The organism is Kitasatospora sp. NPDC004240 (assembly GCF_053603215.1).
The window spans coordinates 1-16,101 of the sequence record NZ_JBSGFD010000184.1; the positions used below are offsets into that span (position 1 = coordinate 1).

11 protein-coding genes, 1 rRNA gene and 2 pseudogenes are annotated in these 16,101 nt (G+C 72.0%); 9 read left to right on the forward strand and 5 right to left on the reverse strand.

Features of this window, described 5'->3' with window-relative positions; translation table 11 throughout:
* The 3 genes from rrf to ACWEQL_RS33825 form a co-directional block, all read left to right on the forward strand.
* Positions 1-81: ribosomal RNA gene (gene rrf / locus ACWEQL_RS33815) — 5S ribosomal RNA — on the forward strand; the annotation flags it as partial.
* A gap of 250 nt (positions 82-331) precedes the next feature.
* Entirely contained in the window at positions 332-1,276 is a 945-nt protein-coding gene (locus ACWEQL_RS33820) for a polyphosphate kinase 2 family protein (RefSeq protein ID WP_452154208.1), read from the forward strand.
* Positions 1,277-1,359: 83 nt separating this feature from the next.
* Positions 1,360-4,080 carry a cation-translocating P-type ATPase gene (locus ACWEQL_RS33825; protein WP_452154209.1) on the forward strand — a complete coding sequence of 907 codons (2,721 nt, stop codon included), beginning with the start codon at positions 1,360-1,362 and terminating at the stop codon, positions 4,078-4,080.
* Positions 4,081-4,139: 59 nt separating this feature from the next.
* Here ACWEQL_RS33825 and ACWEQL_RS33830 read toward each other — a convergent pair whose 3' ends face one another.
* The 3 genes from ACWEQL_RS33830 to ACWEQL_RS33840 all read right to left on the reverse strand — a co-directional run bounded on the left by ACWEQL_RS33830 (position 4,140) and on the right by ACWEQL_RS33840 (position 7,951).
* The gene (locus ACWEQL_RS33830) at positions 4,140-5,849 is read right to left on the reverse strand and encodes a SulP family inorganic anion transporter (protein ID WP_452154210.1); all 1,710 of its coding nucleotides are present in this window, start codon (positions 5,847-5,849) and stop codon (positions 4,140-4,142) included.
* 166 nt (positions 5,850-6,015) lie between these two features.
* Positions 6,016-6,906, reverse strand: coding sequence for a siderophore-interacting protein (locus ACWEQL_RS33835; RefSeq protein ID WP_452154211.1), 891 nt, complete (start codon positions 6,904-6,906; stop codon positions 6,016-6,018).
* Positions 6,907-6,913: 7 nt separating this feature from the next.
* Entirely contained in the window at positions 6,914-7,951 is a 1,038-nt protein-coding gene (locus ACWEQL_RS33840) for an ABC transporter substrate-binding protein (RefSeq protein WP_452154212.1), read from the reverse strand.
* A 184-nt stretch (positions 7,952-8,135) separates the two neighbouring features.
* Here ACWEQL_RS33840 and ACWEQL_RS33845 point away from each other — a divergent pair, with 184 nt between their 5' ends.
* The 3 genes from ACWEQL_RS33845 to ACWEQL_RS33855 all read left to right on the forward strand — a co-directional run bounded on the left by ACWEQL_RS33845 (position 8,136) and on the right by ACWEQL_RS33855 (position 11,085).
* Positions 8,136-9,197 carry a FecCD family ABC transporter permease gene (locus tag ACWEQL_RS33845; protein WP_452154213.1) on the forward strand — a complete coding sequence of 354 codons (1,062 nt, stop codon included), beginning with the start codon at positions 8,136-8,138 and terminating at the stop codon, positions 9,195-9,197.
* Positions 9,194-10,219: a FecCD family ABC transporter permease gene (locus ACWEQL_RS33850; RefSeq protein WP_452154214.1), complete on the forward strand. Its 1,026-nt coding sequence runs from the start codon at positions 9,194-9,196 to the stop codon at positions 10,217-10,219. Before ACWEQL_RS33845 ends, ACWEQL_RS33850 begins: the two co-directional genes overlap by 4 nt.
* A gap of 62 nt (positions 10,220-10,281) precedes the next feature.
* Positions 10,282-11,085, forward strand: coding sequence for an ABC transporter ATP-binding protein (locus tag ACWEQL_RS33855; protein WP_452154215.1), 804 nt, complete (start codon positions 10,282-10,284; stop codon positions 11,083-11,085).
* 56 nt (positions 11,086-11,141) lie between these two features.
* On the opposite strand, the gene ACWEQL_RS33860 is transcribed toward ACWEQL_RS33855, so the two are convergent.
* Positions 11,142-12,020, reverse strand: a complete 879-nt coding sequence (locus tag ACWEQL_RS33860) for a geranyl diphosphate 2-C-methyltransferase (protein ID WP_452154216.1) — start codon at positions 12,018-12,020, stop codon at positions 11,142-11,144.
* A gap of 17 nt (positions 12,021-12,037) precedes the next feature.
* Positions 12,038-13,096: pseudogene (locus ACWEQL_RS33865) on the reverse strand (family 2 encapsulin nanocompartment cargo protein terpene cyclase); the annotation flags it as partial.
* 432 nt (positions 13,097-13,528) lie between these two features.
* Between ACWEQL_RS33865 and ACWEQL_RS33870 the strand changes: the two are divergent.
* From ACWEQL_RS33870 to ACWEQL_RS33880, 3 genes and pseudogenes are all read left to right on the forward strand, one after another.
* Positions 13,529-14,800, forward strand: a complete 1,272-nt coding sequence (locus ACWEQL_RS33870; RefSeq protein WP_452154218.1) for a cytochrome P450 — start codon at positions 13,529-13,531, stop codon at positions 14,798-14,800.
* 115 nt (positions 14,801-14,915) lie between these two features.
* Positions 14,916-15,602, forward strand: coding sequence for a recombination directionality factor (locus tag ACWEQL_RS33875; protein ID WP_452154217.1), 687 nt, complete (start codon positions 14,916-14,918; stop codon positions 15,600-15,602).
* Between the two features lie 197 nt (positions 15,603-15,799).
* Positions 15,800-16,027 (forward strand): annotated as a pseudogene (locus ACWEQL_RS33880) (transposase); the annotation flags it as partial.
* Between the last annotated feature and the right edge of the window lie 74 nt (positions 16,028-16,101).

Below are 16,101 nucleotides of genomic sequence, written 5' to 3' on the forward strand. Positions count from 1 at the left end.
ATTCCGAACCCGGAAGCTAAGCCTCACAGCGCCGATGGTACTGCAGGGGGGACCCTGTGGGAGAGTAGGACGCCGCCGAACGATCATTCAGAGAAACCCCGCCCGGGGCACCCGGGCGGGGTTTCTCGCGTTTCCCGGGAAAACCACGGGAAAACCGGAGGGGGCACCACCCGCCCGAGGGCTCCGCCATCCGGATGGCGGAGCCCCGTTTGACGGGTGCCGCCGGGGGCCTGAGCGTGGCAGGTGGGACGCCCGTGTGCGCGGCGCCCCGGCAGGGGTACGCGGTGGGCCGCCCGGTGTGCCGCCCATCCGAGAGGAAGCGGTGCGGGCGATGACGGACGAGCGGGCGAAGCGGATCGCGAAGTTCATCAAGCCGCTCCGGGTGAAGCCGGGTTCGAAGGTGGACCTGGCGGAGGACTTCGATCCGCGTTTCAGGGCCGGCCTGAAGAAGCACGAGGGTACGGAGCTGCTGGCGACGGGGGTGTCGTTGCTGGCGGAGTACCAGGCGCGGCTGGCCGCCCAGGACTCCCACGGGGTGCTGCTCTGCCTGCAGGCGCTGGACGCCGGCGGCAAGGACGGGACGATCCGTCACGTCATGAGCGGGGTGAACCCGCAGGGGGTGCACGTCAGCAGTTTCAAGGTGCCGTCCGCGGAGGAGCTCGACCACGACTTCCTCTGGCGGTACGCGCGGCGGCTGCCGGGCCGCGGGGAGATCGGGATCTTCAACCGCTCGCACTACGAGGAGGTCCTGGTGGTGCGGGTGCACCCGGAGAACCTCGACCGGCAGCGGCTGCCGGAGGAAGCGCGGGGGCCGGGGGTCTGGGACCGCCGCTACCGGGCGATCAACGACTGGGAGCACTACCTCACCGACAACGGGTTCAAGGTGGTGAAGATCTTCCTGAACCTCTCCAAGGAGGAGCAGCGCACCCGTTTCATGAAGCGGATCGACCTGCCCGAGAAGAACTGGAAGTTCTCCGCGGCCGACATCCGTGAGCGTGAGCGGTGGGACGAATACCAGCAGGCCTTCTCGGAGATGCTGTCGGCCACCAGCACGCCCTGGGCGCCCTGGTACGTGGTGCCGGCCGACCGCAAGTGGTTCGCGCGCATCTGTGCGGCGGCGGTGCTCGCGCACACGCTGATGGATCTCGATCCGCGGTACCCGACCGTCAACGCGCAGGCGCGGAAGGAACTCCGCGCGGCCAGGCGCCGGCTGGAGGACCAGGCGCCCGAGGGCGCCCCCCGCGACCCGTACGCGGCGCGCCACCGTGCCGGCTGAGCGAGCCGCCTGACCGCGACGGCCGGGAGAGGGCCACGGCCCGGAGGGCGCCGGACGTCGACGCCGGATGTTGAGGAGTGACGATGACGCAGCAGGACGGCCGTCCGACGACGGATTCCCCCGTGCCGTGGTACGCGCGGCCACCGCAGGAGGTCGTGGCCCGGCTCGGGGTGGACCCGGTGATGGGGCTGAGCGCCTCCCGGGCGGCCGAACTGCTCACCGTGAACGGGCCGAACGCGCTGCCCGAGGAGACGCCGCGGCCCGGGTGGCTGCGCTTCCTCGACCAGTACCGCACCTATATGCAGATCATCCTGGTCGCCTCGGCGGTGGTCTCGCTCGCGATCCAGGAGTGGACCACCGCGATCCTCCTGATCGTGCTGACCCTGTTCAACGCGGTGGTGGGCCTGCGGCAGGAGGGCAAGGCCGAGAGCGCGATGAACGCGCTGAAGTCGATGATGCAGGCGACGGCCCGGGTCCGCCGTGACGGGACGGAGGCGGAGATCCCGGCCGAGCAGCTGGTGGTGGGCGACATCGTGCTGATCTCGGCCGGTGACGAGGTGCCGGCGGACGGGCGGATCGTCGAGGCCAGCGCCCTGCAGATCGACGAGTCGGCGCTGACCGGTGAGAGCGTGCCGGCGGCGAAGGACGCGGGCACGCTGACGGCCGTGGACCCGGGGCCGGGGGACCAGTCCAACATGGCGTTCATGAACACCCCGGTGACCCACGGCAGCGGGCTGCTCGTGGTGACCGCGACGGGCGCGGAGACCGAACTGGGCAAGATCTCCGGGATGCTGTCGGCCACCGAGAAGGAGCAGTCGCCGCTCACCAGGGAGCTGAACACGCTGACGCTGTGGATCGCGGCGGCGGCCGGTCTGACCATGGTCGTGATGTTCGCGCTCGGTCGCAGCCGCGGTGAGGCCTGGGACGTGCTCTTCGTCAGCGCGGTCTCGCTGGCGATCGCCGCGATCCCCGAGGCGCTGCCGACGGTCAGCCAGGTGATCCTCTCGGTCGGCAGCCTCAACCTGGCCAAGCGCCACGCGATCGTCAAGGAGCTGCCGTCGGTCGAGACGCTGGGCTTCACCTCGGCGATCAACTCCGACAAGACCGGCACCCTGACGATGAACCAGATGACCGTCGTCGAGGTGCTCAGCCCCACCGACCGCTACACGGTCTCCGGGACGGGCTACCGGCTGGACGGGAAGGTCCATCATGCGGCGGGCACCTCGCCGAGCATCGAGGACGCGGTGCTGCCGTACCTGCTCGCCAATGACGCCAAGCTGGTGGACGGCGAGGTGGTGGGCGACCCGACGGAGGGCGCCCTGCTCGTCCTCGGCCACAAGGCGGGGCTGGACATCGAGTCCACCCGGGAGCGTTTTCCCCGGCTCGCCACGCTGCCGTTCGACCCCGGCTACAAGCTGATGGCCACCTTCCACCCGGCGGTGGACGCCTCGGGCCGGCCGGTGGTCCGGTGCTTCGTGAAGGGCGCGGCACCCGCCGTGATGGACCGGGTGACCGGGGCGCTGGCCGGTGGGGCGGACATCCCCTGGGACGCCGACCTGCGCGGGCGGGCCGAGGCGCAGACCGAGCGGATGGGCGGCGAGGGCCGCCGGGTGATGGCCGCGGCCGTACGGGACCTGGATCCGGCGGGGTTCGACCCGGACGGCGATCTGCTGGCGCTGGTCACCGATCTGCGGGTGACCAGCCTGGTCGGCATGGTCGACCCGCCCCGGGAGGAGTCGAAGGCGGCGGTGGCCAGCGCGCAGGCCGCGCACATCCGGGTCCGGATGGTCACCGGGGACGACGTCACCACCGGCGAGGCCATCGCCCGGCAGCTGGGCATCGAGGGCGAGGCCATGCTCGGCGCCGAGTTCGCCGCCCTGTCGGAGCCGGAGCGGCTGGCGCGCATCGACGGCATCGGCGTGGTCGGCCGGGTCGCGCCCGAGCACAAGGTGCTGCTGGCCGACACGCTGAAGAAGAAGGGCGACGTCGTCGCGATGACCGGCGACGGGGTGAACGACGCCCCGGCCATCAAGGCCGCCGACATCGGCATCGCCATGGGCAGCGGCACCGACGTCGCGAAGAACGCCGGCCGGATGGTCCTCGCCGACGACAACTTCGCCACCATCGTCTACGCGGTGGAGGAGGGCCGGAAGCTCTACGACAACCTCACCAAGTACATCCGGTTCGTCCTGGTGCTGCTGGTGACCTTCGTGCTGACCTTCCTCGGCGCCACGGTGTTCAACCTCGCGGCGGGGGAGCCGTTCACCCCGGCCCAGGTGCTGTGGGTGCACTTCGTGGTCAACGCGCCGTTCGGTTTCGCGCTGGGCTTCGACCTGGCGAGCCCGGGGCTGATGCGGCGCACCCCGCGTCCGCGCGGGGAGTCGGTGCTGACGGCGCCCGTGGTGATCACCGTGGGGCTGGCCGGACTGGTCATCAGCATCGCCCTGCTCCTGCTGATCAAGCTGGGCGAGGTGCGGTACGACAGCGGTGAGATCGGCAACTCCATCGCGTTCACCGCCTTCGCGCTCTGCCTGATCGTGGCGGCCTACGAGTGTCGCAGCGAGCGGGCCTCGGTGCTGACCGTCCGGACCTTCGACAGCAAGCAGATGAACCTGGCGGCCCTCGGCGAGTTCGTCCTGGCGGTGCTGGTCACCCAGATGGACGCGTTCCACCGGCTGCTGGGCACCACCGAGATCGACGCCCGGCAGTTCGGCTGGGCCCTGCTGGCGGCGTTGGCGCTGCTGCTGCTGTGGGAGCTGGGCAAGCTCATCGCCCGCCGCCGCACCCCGGCGGTCCGGGACTGAGCCCCGGGCCGCCGGAGGTGAGGCGGCCCGGGGGCCCCGGGTCTCAGGGCCTCGGGGTCTCAGGCCGTCCCGCCCTCCCGGTCGTGGAAGGCGGCGACCGCGGTGGGCAGGGTGGGGAAGATCAGGTCGGGCCCGATGGCGTCGGTGAGGCCGTAGGCGTCGAGCTCCTCGCGCAGGTCCTGCTTGACCCGGGCCAGGGCGAGGACGATGCCGCGCCGGGCCAGGTCGAGCCGTAGGGCGTCCAGCGAGTCCAGCGCGGTGATGTCGACCTCTGTGTTGGCCTCCGTGTTGAGCACGAACCACCGCACCGGATCCGGCTGGTCGTCCACGGAGGCGAGGGCGCGGCGGCGGAAGTCCTCGGCGTTGGCGAAGAACAGGGGCGAGTCGTAGCGGTAGACCAGCAGGCCGGGGACGGTCCTGGCCTGCGGGTAGTCGTCGACGTCGTGCATCCCGGCGACGCCCGGCACCACGCCGAGCACGGCGTCGTGCGGCCGGGCGACCCGGCTGAGCAGTTCGGCCACCGAGAGGGCCACGGCCACCAGCACGCCGTACAGGATGTCCAGGGCGAGGACGCCGACCAGGCAGCCGACGGCCAGCAGGAGTTCGCGGCGGCGGAAGGAGGCCAGCCGGCGGAAGCCGGCGAGGTCGATCATCCGGATCGCCGCGTAGACCACCAGGGCGCCCAGGACGGCGTCCGGGGTGTCGTGCAGCAGGGGGCTGAGGAACAGCAGCACGGCGACGACCCCGGCGCCGGCGGCGAGCGAGTACAGCTGGCTGCGTCCGCCGGCCGACTGGGCGAGCGCGGTGCGGCTGGCGCTGCTGCTGACCGGGAAGCCCTGGAAGAAGCCGGCGCCGAGGTTGACCGCGCCGAGGCCGAGCAGTTCCTGGTTGGCGTCCAGCCGCGGACCGCCCGGCTGCTCGAAGGCGCGCGCGGTGAGGATGAAGTCGGTGTAGCCGACCAGCAGGATGCCCACCGCGGGCAGCACCAGCCGGTGCAGGTCGTCCATGCCGGGCAGGTCGGGGCGGGGCAGCCCGGCCGGGATGTCGCCGATCACCTCCAGGCCGTGGTCGGCCAGCGAGAACGCGGCCGAGACGGCGGTGCCGAGGATGACGGCGAGCAGCGGCGCCGGGATGCGGGGGAGGAAGCGGGCCACCAGGAAGAGGAAGAGCAGGGTGGCGGCGCTGAAGGCGACCGTGGGCAGGTCGGCCTCGGTGACGTGCGAGGCGAAGGAGGCCAGCTGGGGGAAGAAGCCCTCGCCCTCCACCTCGACGCCGGTGAGCTTGGAGAGCTGGTCCACCATCATGATCATCGCGACGCCGGCCAGGTAGCCGATCAGGACCGGCCGGGAGAGCAGATCGGCGACGAAGCCCAGGCGGGCCAGCCAGGCCAGCACGCAGAGCACGCCGACCACCAGGGCGAGACTCGCCGCCAGCGCGGCGTAGCGCACGGGGTCGCCGCCGGCCAGCGGTCCGACCACGGTGGCGGTCATCAGGGCGGTGGTCGACTCGGGCCCCACCGACAGCAGCCGGGAGGAGCCGACCAGGGCGTACAGCACGATCGCGGGGAGGATCGCCCACAGGCCGGCGACGGGTGGCAGGCCGGCGACGGAGGCGTAGGCCATGACCTGGGGCACCAGGTAGGCGGCGACCGTGGCGCCGGCGAGCAGGTCGCCGCGCAGCCAGGCGCGCTGGTAGTGACGGAGGACCGCGAGTCCGGGAAGGGTCGGCAGCACGTGGCGACGCCCTTCGCGGGGAGCACCGGCAGACATGGGTCTCCCTCCTTCTCGGGGCCTCATCATGCCAACCGCCGGGCGGCGGTGGGGTGAGGCCGGGCCGAGGAGGAGGGAGCCGGGCCGGAGGTGGTCCAGTCCTCCCCGGGCGTCTCCGTCCTCCCCGGGTCCTCAGCCTTCCCGGAGTCCTCCGTCCTCCTCGGGGTCAGTCCTCCTCGGGGGCCGCGCCGGCGAGGGTCTCGGCGCGCAGGTCCTCCTCGGAGGCGCCGCGCCGCCAGTAGCCGGAGAAGTTCACCGCCCGCCGGTCGAGGCCCCGCTCGCCCACCAGGTGGCGGCGCAGCGCCCGGACCGTCCCCGCCTCGCCCGCGATCCAGGCGTATGGGGCGCCGGCGAGCGGTTCGGCCGCGCGGACGGCGTCGAGCAGGGACGGGTGGCCCTCGGAGCGGACCAGCCAGGTGATCTCCCGGTCCGGGCCGGCCGCGAGCTCCTGGACGTCCTCCGGGTGGGGCACCTCGATCCAGGCGCGCACCGGGGTGCCGGCGGGCAGCCAGTCCAGGATGCCGCCAGCGGCGGGCAGCGCGGTCTCGTCGGCGGCGAGCAGCACCAGGTCGGTGCCCTCCGGCGGGAGGAAGCCGGCGCTGCGGTTGTCCGCGACGTACGGGCCGAGCAGCAGCACCCGGTCGCCGGGGGCGGCGGTACGGGCCCAGCGCGAGGCCGGGCCGGTGTCGCCGTGCAGTGCGAAGTCGACGTCCAGCTCGGCGGGGTCGGTGCGCTGGGCGCGGATGGTGTACGAGCGCATCACGGCGGCGACGGACGGGTCCAGCGCGCGCCAGGCGGCGAACCAGTTCTCGCCGGCCTCCAGCGGCAGCACCGGGGCGTCCTGGCCGGGGTGCGGCAGGAACAGCGAGAAGCTCTGGTCGCGGCCGCCGGAGGCGAAGTCGTCCAGCTGCTCGCCGCCGAAGGTGACGCGGACCATGGTCGGGCCGAGCCGCTCGGAGCGCACGACCCGTGCCTCGAAGAAGCGGAACTGGCCGGCGATGGTCAGGGGCGCGTCGGGGGTCTCAGACGCGTCAGGGGTCTCAGGGTTGTCGGTCATCGTCTCGTCAGCTCACCTTCTTGGCGGACCGGATCGCCTTGACGAGGTTCTCCAGCAGCGGCGCGGCCCCGGCGTACGAGAAGCGCGGCACGGCGTCCCACGGGGTGACCTGGCCGGCCTTGACGGCGGGCAGCTGGGCCCAGGCCGGCTTGGCGGCGAGGTCCTCGGGCTGGAGCGCGGTGCCGCGCTTGTCCAGCAGGATCAGGTCGGCCGCGTACTTGCCGGCGTTCTCCCAGCTGAGGCTCTCGTAGTAGCCGTCGGCCTCGGTCTTCTCGGGGACGATGACGTCCACGCCGAGCTGGGCGAAGAGGAGCAGGTCGGTGGAGACCTTGGGGTTGGAGACGTAGAAGAGGTCCGGGCTGCCGGAGGCGGCCAGCACCCGCAGTCCGCCGGCGGCCTTGGCGGCCTGGCGCAGCGATTCGGCGGCGGCCTCGAAGCGGGCCTTGGCGTCGGTGACCTTCCTGGCCTTCAGGTCGGCGCCGAGCGACTCGGCGAGCTTGGCGTACTGCTCGATGGGCTGCGTCATCGGCACCCGGCCGGTGGTGACGGTGGCGATGTTGGGGCTGAGCCGGAGGATCTTGTCCTTGCTCTCGTCCGGCACGTACCAGAGGGCGTCCGGGTCGTACATGTGGGTGACCAGCAGTTCGGGCCGCAGCGCCGCGTACTTCTCCAGGCCGAACTCGCCGTAGGCGTTGCCGACGATCTCGACCTTGTCGACGTTCAGGTCGCCGGCCTGCGGGTCGGCCTTGCCGTCGGTGCCCTTGGTCTCGCCGAAGACGCCGACGATCTGCTTGTCCACGCCGAAGTCGACCAGGGCGGCGGCCGCGCCGGTGAAGGCGACCACCCGGGTCGGGGTGGACCCGGCGGTGACCTGCTTGCCGCGGTCGTCGGTGAAGGACCACGGGCCGCCCGCGGGGGCGGCGCCCCCGGACGCCTTGCCGCCGCCCCCGCTGCCGCAGGCGGCGAGCAGGGCGCCCACGGCGGTGGCGCCGCCGGCGGCGAGCAGGCCTCGGCGGCCGAGGCGGGCATGGGTGGCGTGCGACATGACGGTGGGTCTCTTTCGACGGGGGCGGGGCCTTGACGGGCGCGGGCGCGTTCGAGGGCGCGATCGGGGAACGGCCTGCTCACAGGGGCGGGACCGGCGCCGACCGGCGACTGATGTAGGTTAACCTAACCTAAGTTTGATGTTGAAAGGGGCGTGGGCCCCACCCCTTCATCCGGAGCCACCCGTGACCCTCAGCAAGCCGCCGCAGGCCCGACCGGGCCCGACGGCGCCACCCGGCGGGTCCGGCCGACCCTCCCCGCGCGCCGCCCGGCGGACCGCCGGACTCCTCCTCGCGCTGCTCGCCCTGGCCGCCGTCCTCGCGCTCAGCATCGGCGTGGGCGCCAAACCGCTGACGCTCGCCGAGGTCTGGCACGGCCTCACCGACCCGGACTCCGAGGCGTACACGGTCGTCCACCGGATGCGGCTGCCCCGCACCCTGCTCGGCCTCGCCGCCGGAGCCGCCCTCGGCCTCGCCGGGGCCGTCATGCAGGCCCTGACCCGCAATCCGCTCGCCGACCCCGGCCTGCTCGGCATCAACGCCGGCGCCGCCGCGGCCGCCGCCTCCGCCACCGCCTTCCTCGGGGTGGCCACCTTCGCCGGCTACGTCTGGTTCGCCCTCGCGGGCACCGCCGTCGTCTCCGTGCTGGTCTACCTGATCGGCGGCGGACGAGGGGCCACCCCCGCCCGGCTCGCCCTCGCCGGCGCCGCCCTCAACGCCACCCTCCTCTCCTACGTCAGCGCGGTCATGCTGCTGGACACCACCGCCCTGGAGAAGATGCGCTTCTGGACCGTCGGCTCCCTCGCCGACGCCCGGCCCGGGACGGTCACCGCCCTGCTGCCCTTCGTCGCCGTCGGCCTGCTGCTCGCCCTGGGCCTCGCCCGGCCGCTCAACGCCATGGCCCTCGGTGACGACAACGCCCGCGCCCTGGGGGCCGATCCGGCACTCGTCCGCGCGCTCGCCGTGCTCGCCGTCACCCTGCTCTGCGGCGCGGCCACCGCCGCCTGCGGTCCCGTCGTCTTCGTCGGCCTGATGGTGCCCCACCTGGTGCGCGCCCTCACCGGGCCCGACCTGCGCCTGCTGTTCCCGTACTGCGCGGTGCTCTCGCCCGTGCTGCTGCTCGGCGCCGACGTCCTCGGCCGCCTGGTGGCCCGGCCCGGCGAACTCCAGGTCGGCATCGTCACCGCCGTCGTCGGCGGACCGTTCTTCCTCCTCCTCGCCCGACGCACCAGGACGGCCGCCGCATGAAGGTGATCCGCCTCGGCCGGTACTCCGTCCGCCTGCGCCCCCGCGCGCTCGCCGCCGGGACGACCCTCGCCCTGCTCGCGCTGCTCGTCGCCCTGCTCTCCCTGGGCAGCGGCGACTACCCGATGAGCACCGCCGAGGTCCTGCGCGCCCTCACCGGCGACGGCACCCCCGCCCAGGACTTCGTGGTCAACGAACTCCGGCTGCCCCGGGTGGTCACCGCCCTCGCCGTCGGCGCCGCACTGGCCCTGGCCGGCGCCCTCTTCCAGTCGCTCGTGCGCAACCCGCTCGGCAGCCCCGACATCCTCGGCTTCACCCAGGGCGCCGCCACCGGGGCGCTGGTCGTCGTCGTGGCCGGCGGTAGCAGCCTCGCCCTGGCGACCGGCGCCGTCGTCGGCGGGCTGGTCACCGGCGCCGCGATCTACGCCCTCGCCTGGCGCGGCGGCCTGCACGCCCACCGGCTCGTCCTGGTCGGCATCGGCGCCGCCGCGATCCTCACCGGCGTCAACGGCTACCTGCTGACCCGCACCCGGCTCACCGAGGCCTCCCGGGCCGTGCTCTGGCTCACCGGCAGCCTCGACGGCCGCGGCTGGCAGGACGCCGGACCGCTGCTCGCGGTCCTCGCGGTCACCGTGCCGCTCGTCCTGCTCGGCTGCGCCCGCGCACTGCACGCGGTCGAGCTGGGTGACGCGCTGGCCGGCGGCCTCGGCGTACGGGTCGAGCGGCTGCGCCTCGCGCTGCTGGCCTCGGCCGTCCTGCTCGCCGCCCTCGCGGCGGCCGCCGCGGGCCCGGTCTCCTTCGTGGCGCTCACCGCGCCCCAGATCGCCCGGCGGCTCACCCGGGCGCCCGGGCCCAACCTGCTCGCCACCCTGTGCGCGGGCGCGGCCGTGCTGGTGAGCGCCGACTACGCCGCGCAGCACCTGTTCGGCGAGCGGCAGTTGCCGGTCGGCGTGGTCACCGGCGTGCTCGGCGGGACGTACCTGCTGTGGCTGCTCACCGCCGAACGCCGGGCGGGACGGCTGTGACGGCCGCGCGCGGAACCCACGACGACCCGATCGACGACCCGACCCACCACGGAGAACCGGCCATGACGGACGGCGGAGCACGGCTCAGCGGACACGACCTCACCCTCGCCTACGAGCGGCGGACCATCGCCGAAGGGCTCACCGTCGCCATCCCCGACCGGTCCTTCACCGTCATCGTCGGCCCCAACGCCTGCGGCAAGTCCACCCTGCTGCGCGCGCTCTCGCGCACCCTCCGGCCGGCCGCCGGCACCGTCCTGCTTGACGGGCACGACATCGCCCGGCTGCCCGCCCGGCAGGTCGCCCGCACCCTCGGCCTGCTGCCGCAGTCCTCGACCGCGCCGGAGGGCATCACCGTCGCCGAACTCGTCGCCCGCGGCCGCTACCCGCACCAGGGGCTGCTGCGCCAGTGGTCCCCGGAGGACGAGCGGGTGGTGGACGAGGCGATGGCCGACACCGGTGTCGCCGACCTCGCCGACCGCCCGGTCGACGAACTCTCCGGCGGCCAGCGCCAGCGGGTCTGGATCGCCATGGCCATCGCGCAGCAGACCCCGCTGCTGCTGCTCGACGAGCCCACCACCTACCTCGACATCGCCCACCAGCTCGACGTGCTCGACCTGTGCGCCCGGCTGCACGAGCGGCAGGGCCGCACCCTGGTGGCCGTCCTGCACGACCTCAACCACGCCGCCCGGTACGCCACCCACCTGATCGCGATGCGCGACGGCGAGGTCCTGGCGCAGGGCCCGCCGGGGGAGACCGTCACGGCCGAACTGGTCCGGGAGGTGTTCCGGCTGCCCTGTCGGGTCATCGACGACCCGGAGACCGGCACCCCGCTGGTCATCCCCGCCGCCCGTCGCGGCGAGAACTGACCGAGGGGGTGCGCCCCGTGACGTACGGGCGCACCCCCTCGGCGGGGCCGGACGCGTCAGACGCGGTCGGCCGCGATCAGGACGTACTGGAAGGAGCCGTCCTTGTAGGAGGAGATGAACGCCTCCTCGATGCCCGTCACCAGGGAGGAGGTGGCGCGCAGCTCCCAGTACGGCAGGGTGGCCGGGGTCAGGTCGATGACGGCCTGCGGCACGAGGCGGTTGTCCGCCATGGCCCGCAGGTACTCCCGGCGGGAGTGGATGTTGCACTCGAAGTGGGCGTTGATCTGCGAGACCCACTTGGAGGGCTGGCCGTACCGCGGGTTCCAGCAGCCGGTGATGGTGACGTAGCGGCCGCCGACGGCGAGCATCCGGGAGTGCTCGGCGAACAGGTCGTGCAGGTCGACGTACATGCTGGACTCGTTGTTCCACGAGGCCGCGATCTCGCCGGTGCCGAACGGCTGGTCGAGCATGTTGCAGACCCGGGAGCGGACCGAGTCCTGGATGCCGAGCTCCCGGGCGCGGCGGTTGCCGAACTCGGCCTGCTTGGCCGACAGGGTCACGCCCTCGACCTTGCAGCCGAAGCGCTGGTGGGCCATCACCATGGAGCCGCCGCGGCCGCAGCCGGCGTCGACCAGCGTGTCGGCGGGGGTGATCTCGCCCAGGTTGTCCAGCAGCACGTCGGTCTGGGCCGACTCCAGCCGGTGCAGCTCGGCGATCACCTTCTTCTCGCGCTCGCTGTCCTCCGGGGCGCCGAGCGCCGCGTGGTCGATCTCGCCGATGCCGTAGTGGTGGTGGTAGAGGCCGTCGACGTCGCCGAGACGAAGGTTGACCGGACGGGCCTCATGGTCCCAGTAGCGTGCGATGTCGCCCTGGTAGGGGGTGGCCGGGCCGGGCACGGTGGGGGTGGTCAGGGTGGGCAGGTCGGTAGTGGTCATCGATGAGCTCCTTGTGGTTACCAGAAATCGGGCAGGCTGTAGCGGAAGGTGTTGGTGCGGTGCCAGTAGTGGTTGCCGTCGACCCAGACGGCGACGCCGCGCAGGAAGCGCGCCAGGGTCGGCACGGGGTGCTCGGCGGCCAGCGCGGCCGCCTCGGACTCGAAGGCGTGCATCAGGTCGTTGTGGACCTCCACCGCCTTCAGGTACGCGTCGCGGTCGGTGAGCCCCTCGCGTTCGGCGATCACCACGGGCAGGTTCAGGTGCCGTCCGGGACTGGCGAGTTCCTTGGTGTACGAGTACAGGTCGTTGACGATCGTGGTGGCGTTGGAGGCCAGCGCGATGACGCGCTGGAGCCCGGGCAACGCGTGGAGCTCCGGCGGGAGTTCGTAACCGCCGACGGTGTCCGTGATGGTCGGGCAGGGGCGGAAGTTGTTGAACTGGCGCATCGCCAGGTACTCCCAGACCGTCGGTACGTGGTCCGTCTCCGCCCAGGAGGCCTCGGCCAGGTACCCCAGGTGCAGCCGGGCCATGTCGTGCCGGAACCGGTCCGTCTGGGAGGGGCTCGCCGCCCGCGAGAAGTACTCCATCGCCGAGCGGTACGCCCGTCGGGGGGCGTCCGCGTGCAACGACTCCTGCCAGTCCGGCTCGTACTCCCTGGCGGTGTGCAGCGGGTCGAGCGCCGTGTGCGCCAGGAGCAGCCGCCCGCCGAGGCCCACGGGCGAACCGCCGTGGTCCTCGCAGTAGCAGTCGTCGACCACGTTCTCGGCGGTCATCAGCCGGGCGGCGACCATCACGTGCTCGACGTCGGGCGCGTCGGGGTGGCAGGCGACCATGTAGCGGCTCACCTCGAAGCCGTCGAACTGGTCCTCCCACTCCGGCGGGAAGAGCTGGACCTCGTCCACGGCCCAGGACTTGATCCGCCGGCCCACCTCCGCCACCCGCTCCGGGTCGGGGTCCGCGACCGGGTGGTGGTACAGGCCCGGGACGGGATCGCCGGCCTGCGGCGGGGAACTCCGCGGGGTCAGGTGCAGGCCGCTCGTGCCCAGCCCGGTGGGGCCGCCCAGGACCCTGGTCAGGGCCGTCCGGCTCATGGTCGTACCACCGAGGGCCCCACGGCGTTCGCCGTTCTGGTCTCCACGGGCATGGGAAGGCCTCCTCGCTGTGAAGGGATGCATGCCGTGACGGATCGTCACCGAGCCTGGTGCGAAGGGGAAGTGCGCGGTCCCCTTGTCGCTCGCTGATCAACGGTAGGCGGGGCGGAGCGGATCGAGGCACTCCGTCGTGCGCTGTGCACCCGATAGGGTGAACGTGCGCGGATCTCAGGTTTGAGACGGGTTCCATGGGCCAGGAGTCGGTCGAACGGGGTGTCGACAGGTCCCCCGGTGTCCGGACGTCGGTGTCACCGGCCGCCCGTGGCCGCGGGGTTGGGCGCGGGCGGGGCTGGCGGGCCGGGGGCCGGGCGCGTACGGTTCGGCGGTGTGACGGTTGACCAGGTGCGGGTGAACCAGATGTTCCTGCCCGGGACGTACGCGGAGGGCGTGCCGTACGCGCTCTTCCGGCAGCTGCGGGAGGTGGCGCCGGTGTGCTGGGTGGAGGAGCCCGCGGTGGGCGGCTGGCCCGCCGGGCCGGGGTACTGGGCGGTGCTGCGGCACGCGGACGTGAAGCACGTGCTGCGCACGCCGGAGGTGTTCTCCTCGCACCTGGGCGGGACGCAGATCCGCGATCCGGACACGCCGGCCGACCTGGACTTCGCCCGGACGATGATGCTCAACCAGGACCCTCCCGACCATTCCCGGCTGCGCCGGGCCGTGGCGGCCGCCTTCACCCCGCGGGCGCTGCACGAGCTGACCACCGCCATCGAGAACCGCGCCGCCGAACTCGTCGCCGGTATCCGTCCGCTAGGCGAAGCCGACTTCGTGCCGATTGCCGCTGATCTGCCCGTGTGGACGCTGGCCCTGATCCTGGGAGTGCCGGAGCAGGACCGGCAGCTGCTGGTCGACTGGTCGAACCGCGTGATCGGCTACCAGGACCCGGACTACGCCCGCTCCAGCACCGCCGACCCGTCCCGGCTCACCGACATGGGACGCGCCGCGCTCGACCGCCGCCCGACGGTCTTCACTGCCCCCGACGGTCGCCCGCTCAACCCGCGTTCCCGCGCGGCCCTCGCCGACATGTTCGCGTACGCCCACGCAGTCGCCGTGGATCCGCCGCCGGGCAGCATCGTCGCCCGCATGCGCGACGCCGGCCTGAGCGCCACCGAGTTCGAAACGATGTTCTTTCTCTTCGGAATCGCTGGAAACGAGACCCTGCGAAACGGGCTTCCCGGTGGCCTGTATTCCCTGCTCACCCATGCCGACCAGTACCGCATGTTGTCCTTGCGGCACGACCTGATCGATTCGGCGATGGAGGAGTTGCTCCGGTTCTGGCCACCCGTCCTGCAGTTCCGTCGCACCGCCACCCGCGACGTCGTGCTGGCTGGGCAACCGATCCGCAGGGGCGACAAGGTGGTCGTCTACCACGCCTCCGCGAACCGGGACGAGTCGGTCTTTCCCGACCCGGACCGCCTGGACGTCACCCGCGCCCCGAACGACCACGTCACCTTCGGCTTCGGCCCGCACTTCTGCGTGGGAGCACGGCTCGCCAGGATCCAGATGTCGGCCCTGATCCGCCGGGTCGTTGCCGAGCTGCCCGGCCTGGAGCCGGCGTCGGATGCGCCGCCGAAGCGACTGGTCTCCAACTTCCAGAACGGGCTGAAAGAGCTGCACATCCGTTGGAAATAGGACGTGGCCCTCTGGCCGACGTCAGCGGGAACATTCCTACCTGAAGGCTCCGGCAAGGCCTAATCGGCTGTCGCTTGGATAGTGGCTTCTCCACCGCAAACGCTGGAGAACCGCCATGCCCGACTGTTCATACTTGTCTGCGACGTGGCCGCGCCATGCCAGTGCGGGTCACGCAGCCTCGGCCGCGTTCTCGTGCCCATCGGGCTTCGCCGGTCATCTCCGCCTGTCGCAACCGAGGAATGGTCTCCCTGATTCCGCTCCGTCCTGGGTGCTCACTATTCATGATCGGATGGATGCCGCGAATGTCTGTGAGGTCCTGCGAGGCTCCGTAGAACCCTCGACATCCGATTCTGCCGTTGACCTGGTAATTCCGGCAGGTGCGTTGCGCGTTACTCTTGACGGGAGGGATCCCGTTTCCATGAGCATGATTCGGCGATCGGCCGGCAAGACGGTTCATCTCTGCGACGGCCAACCCGTTCTGGAGTCGACCGGTCGTGGTGCAACGTGTGGTTGTCCGTCTTCCTGGGACGCGCGTCGCCTGCAGGCCAGGGCTGGTCGCGGGCCGCGGCCTCAGGCCATGGTGCGGTTTCGACTCACGGATCTGCCGGACGTGGGGGTCTTCGAATTCTCGACCACGTCCTGGGATTTTGCCGAAGCCGTGCGCCGCGAATTGGATGGGGTAAGCCAGGAAGGTGGATCTCGCGAGGGGGTGATCGGAATTGATTCCGTCAGGTTCCCGACACGCGCAGGGCTAGAAGTGAGCTACAGTCGACCGGCGCTGAATCTTGGCCCACGCGGATGACTTCCTGAGCTGCGGCGGACCCGTGGCCCCCGGGATCGGTGCCCGGCACGCATCTACATCTTTACTAAAACGTGGTCGACTATAGGGTGATGCACTGGCCCTTTGAGTCGCCATCATTTGCCAAGCAGGCCCTGGTTTTCTGAGACCGTGTTTGAGATCTGCCGTGTCCCGTGGCTGGTGGGGTCGTTGAGCTCTTCGTGAGCGTTGTCGGGGGTGGGTATCCGTCGGATCTGACGGATGAGCAGTGGGCGCTGGTGGAGCCGTTGCTTCCGCCGGCGCGGGTGGGTCCGAAGGGTGGTCGGCGGGAGAAGCATCCGCGGCGGCGGATCGTGGATGCGATCTTCTACGTGGTGCGGACTGGGTGTGCCTGGCGGCAGCTGCCGAAGGACTTCGCCCCGTGGCCCACGGTGTACTGGTACTGCGCGCCGTGAGGCGCTTCGTTGTATCCCCGGTTCAGCCGGGATGAACTTGGAGGGGGGTTCCTGGGTCACCTGACTTA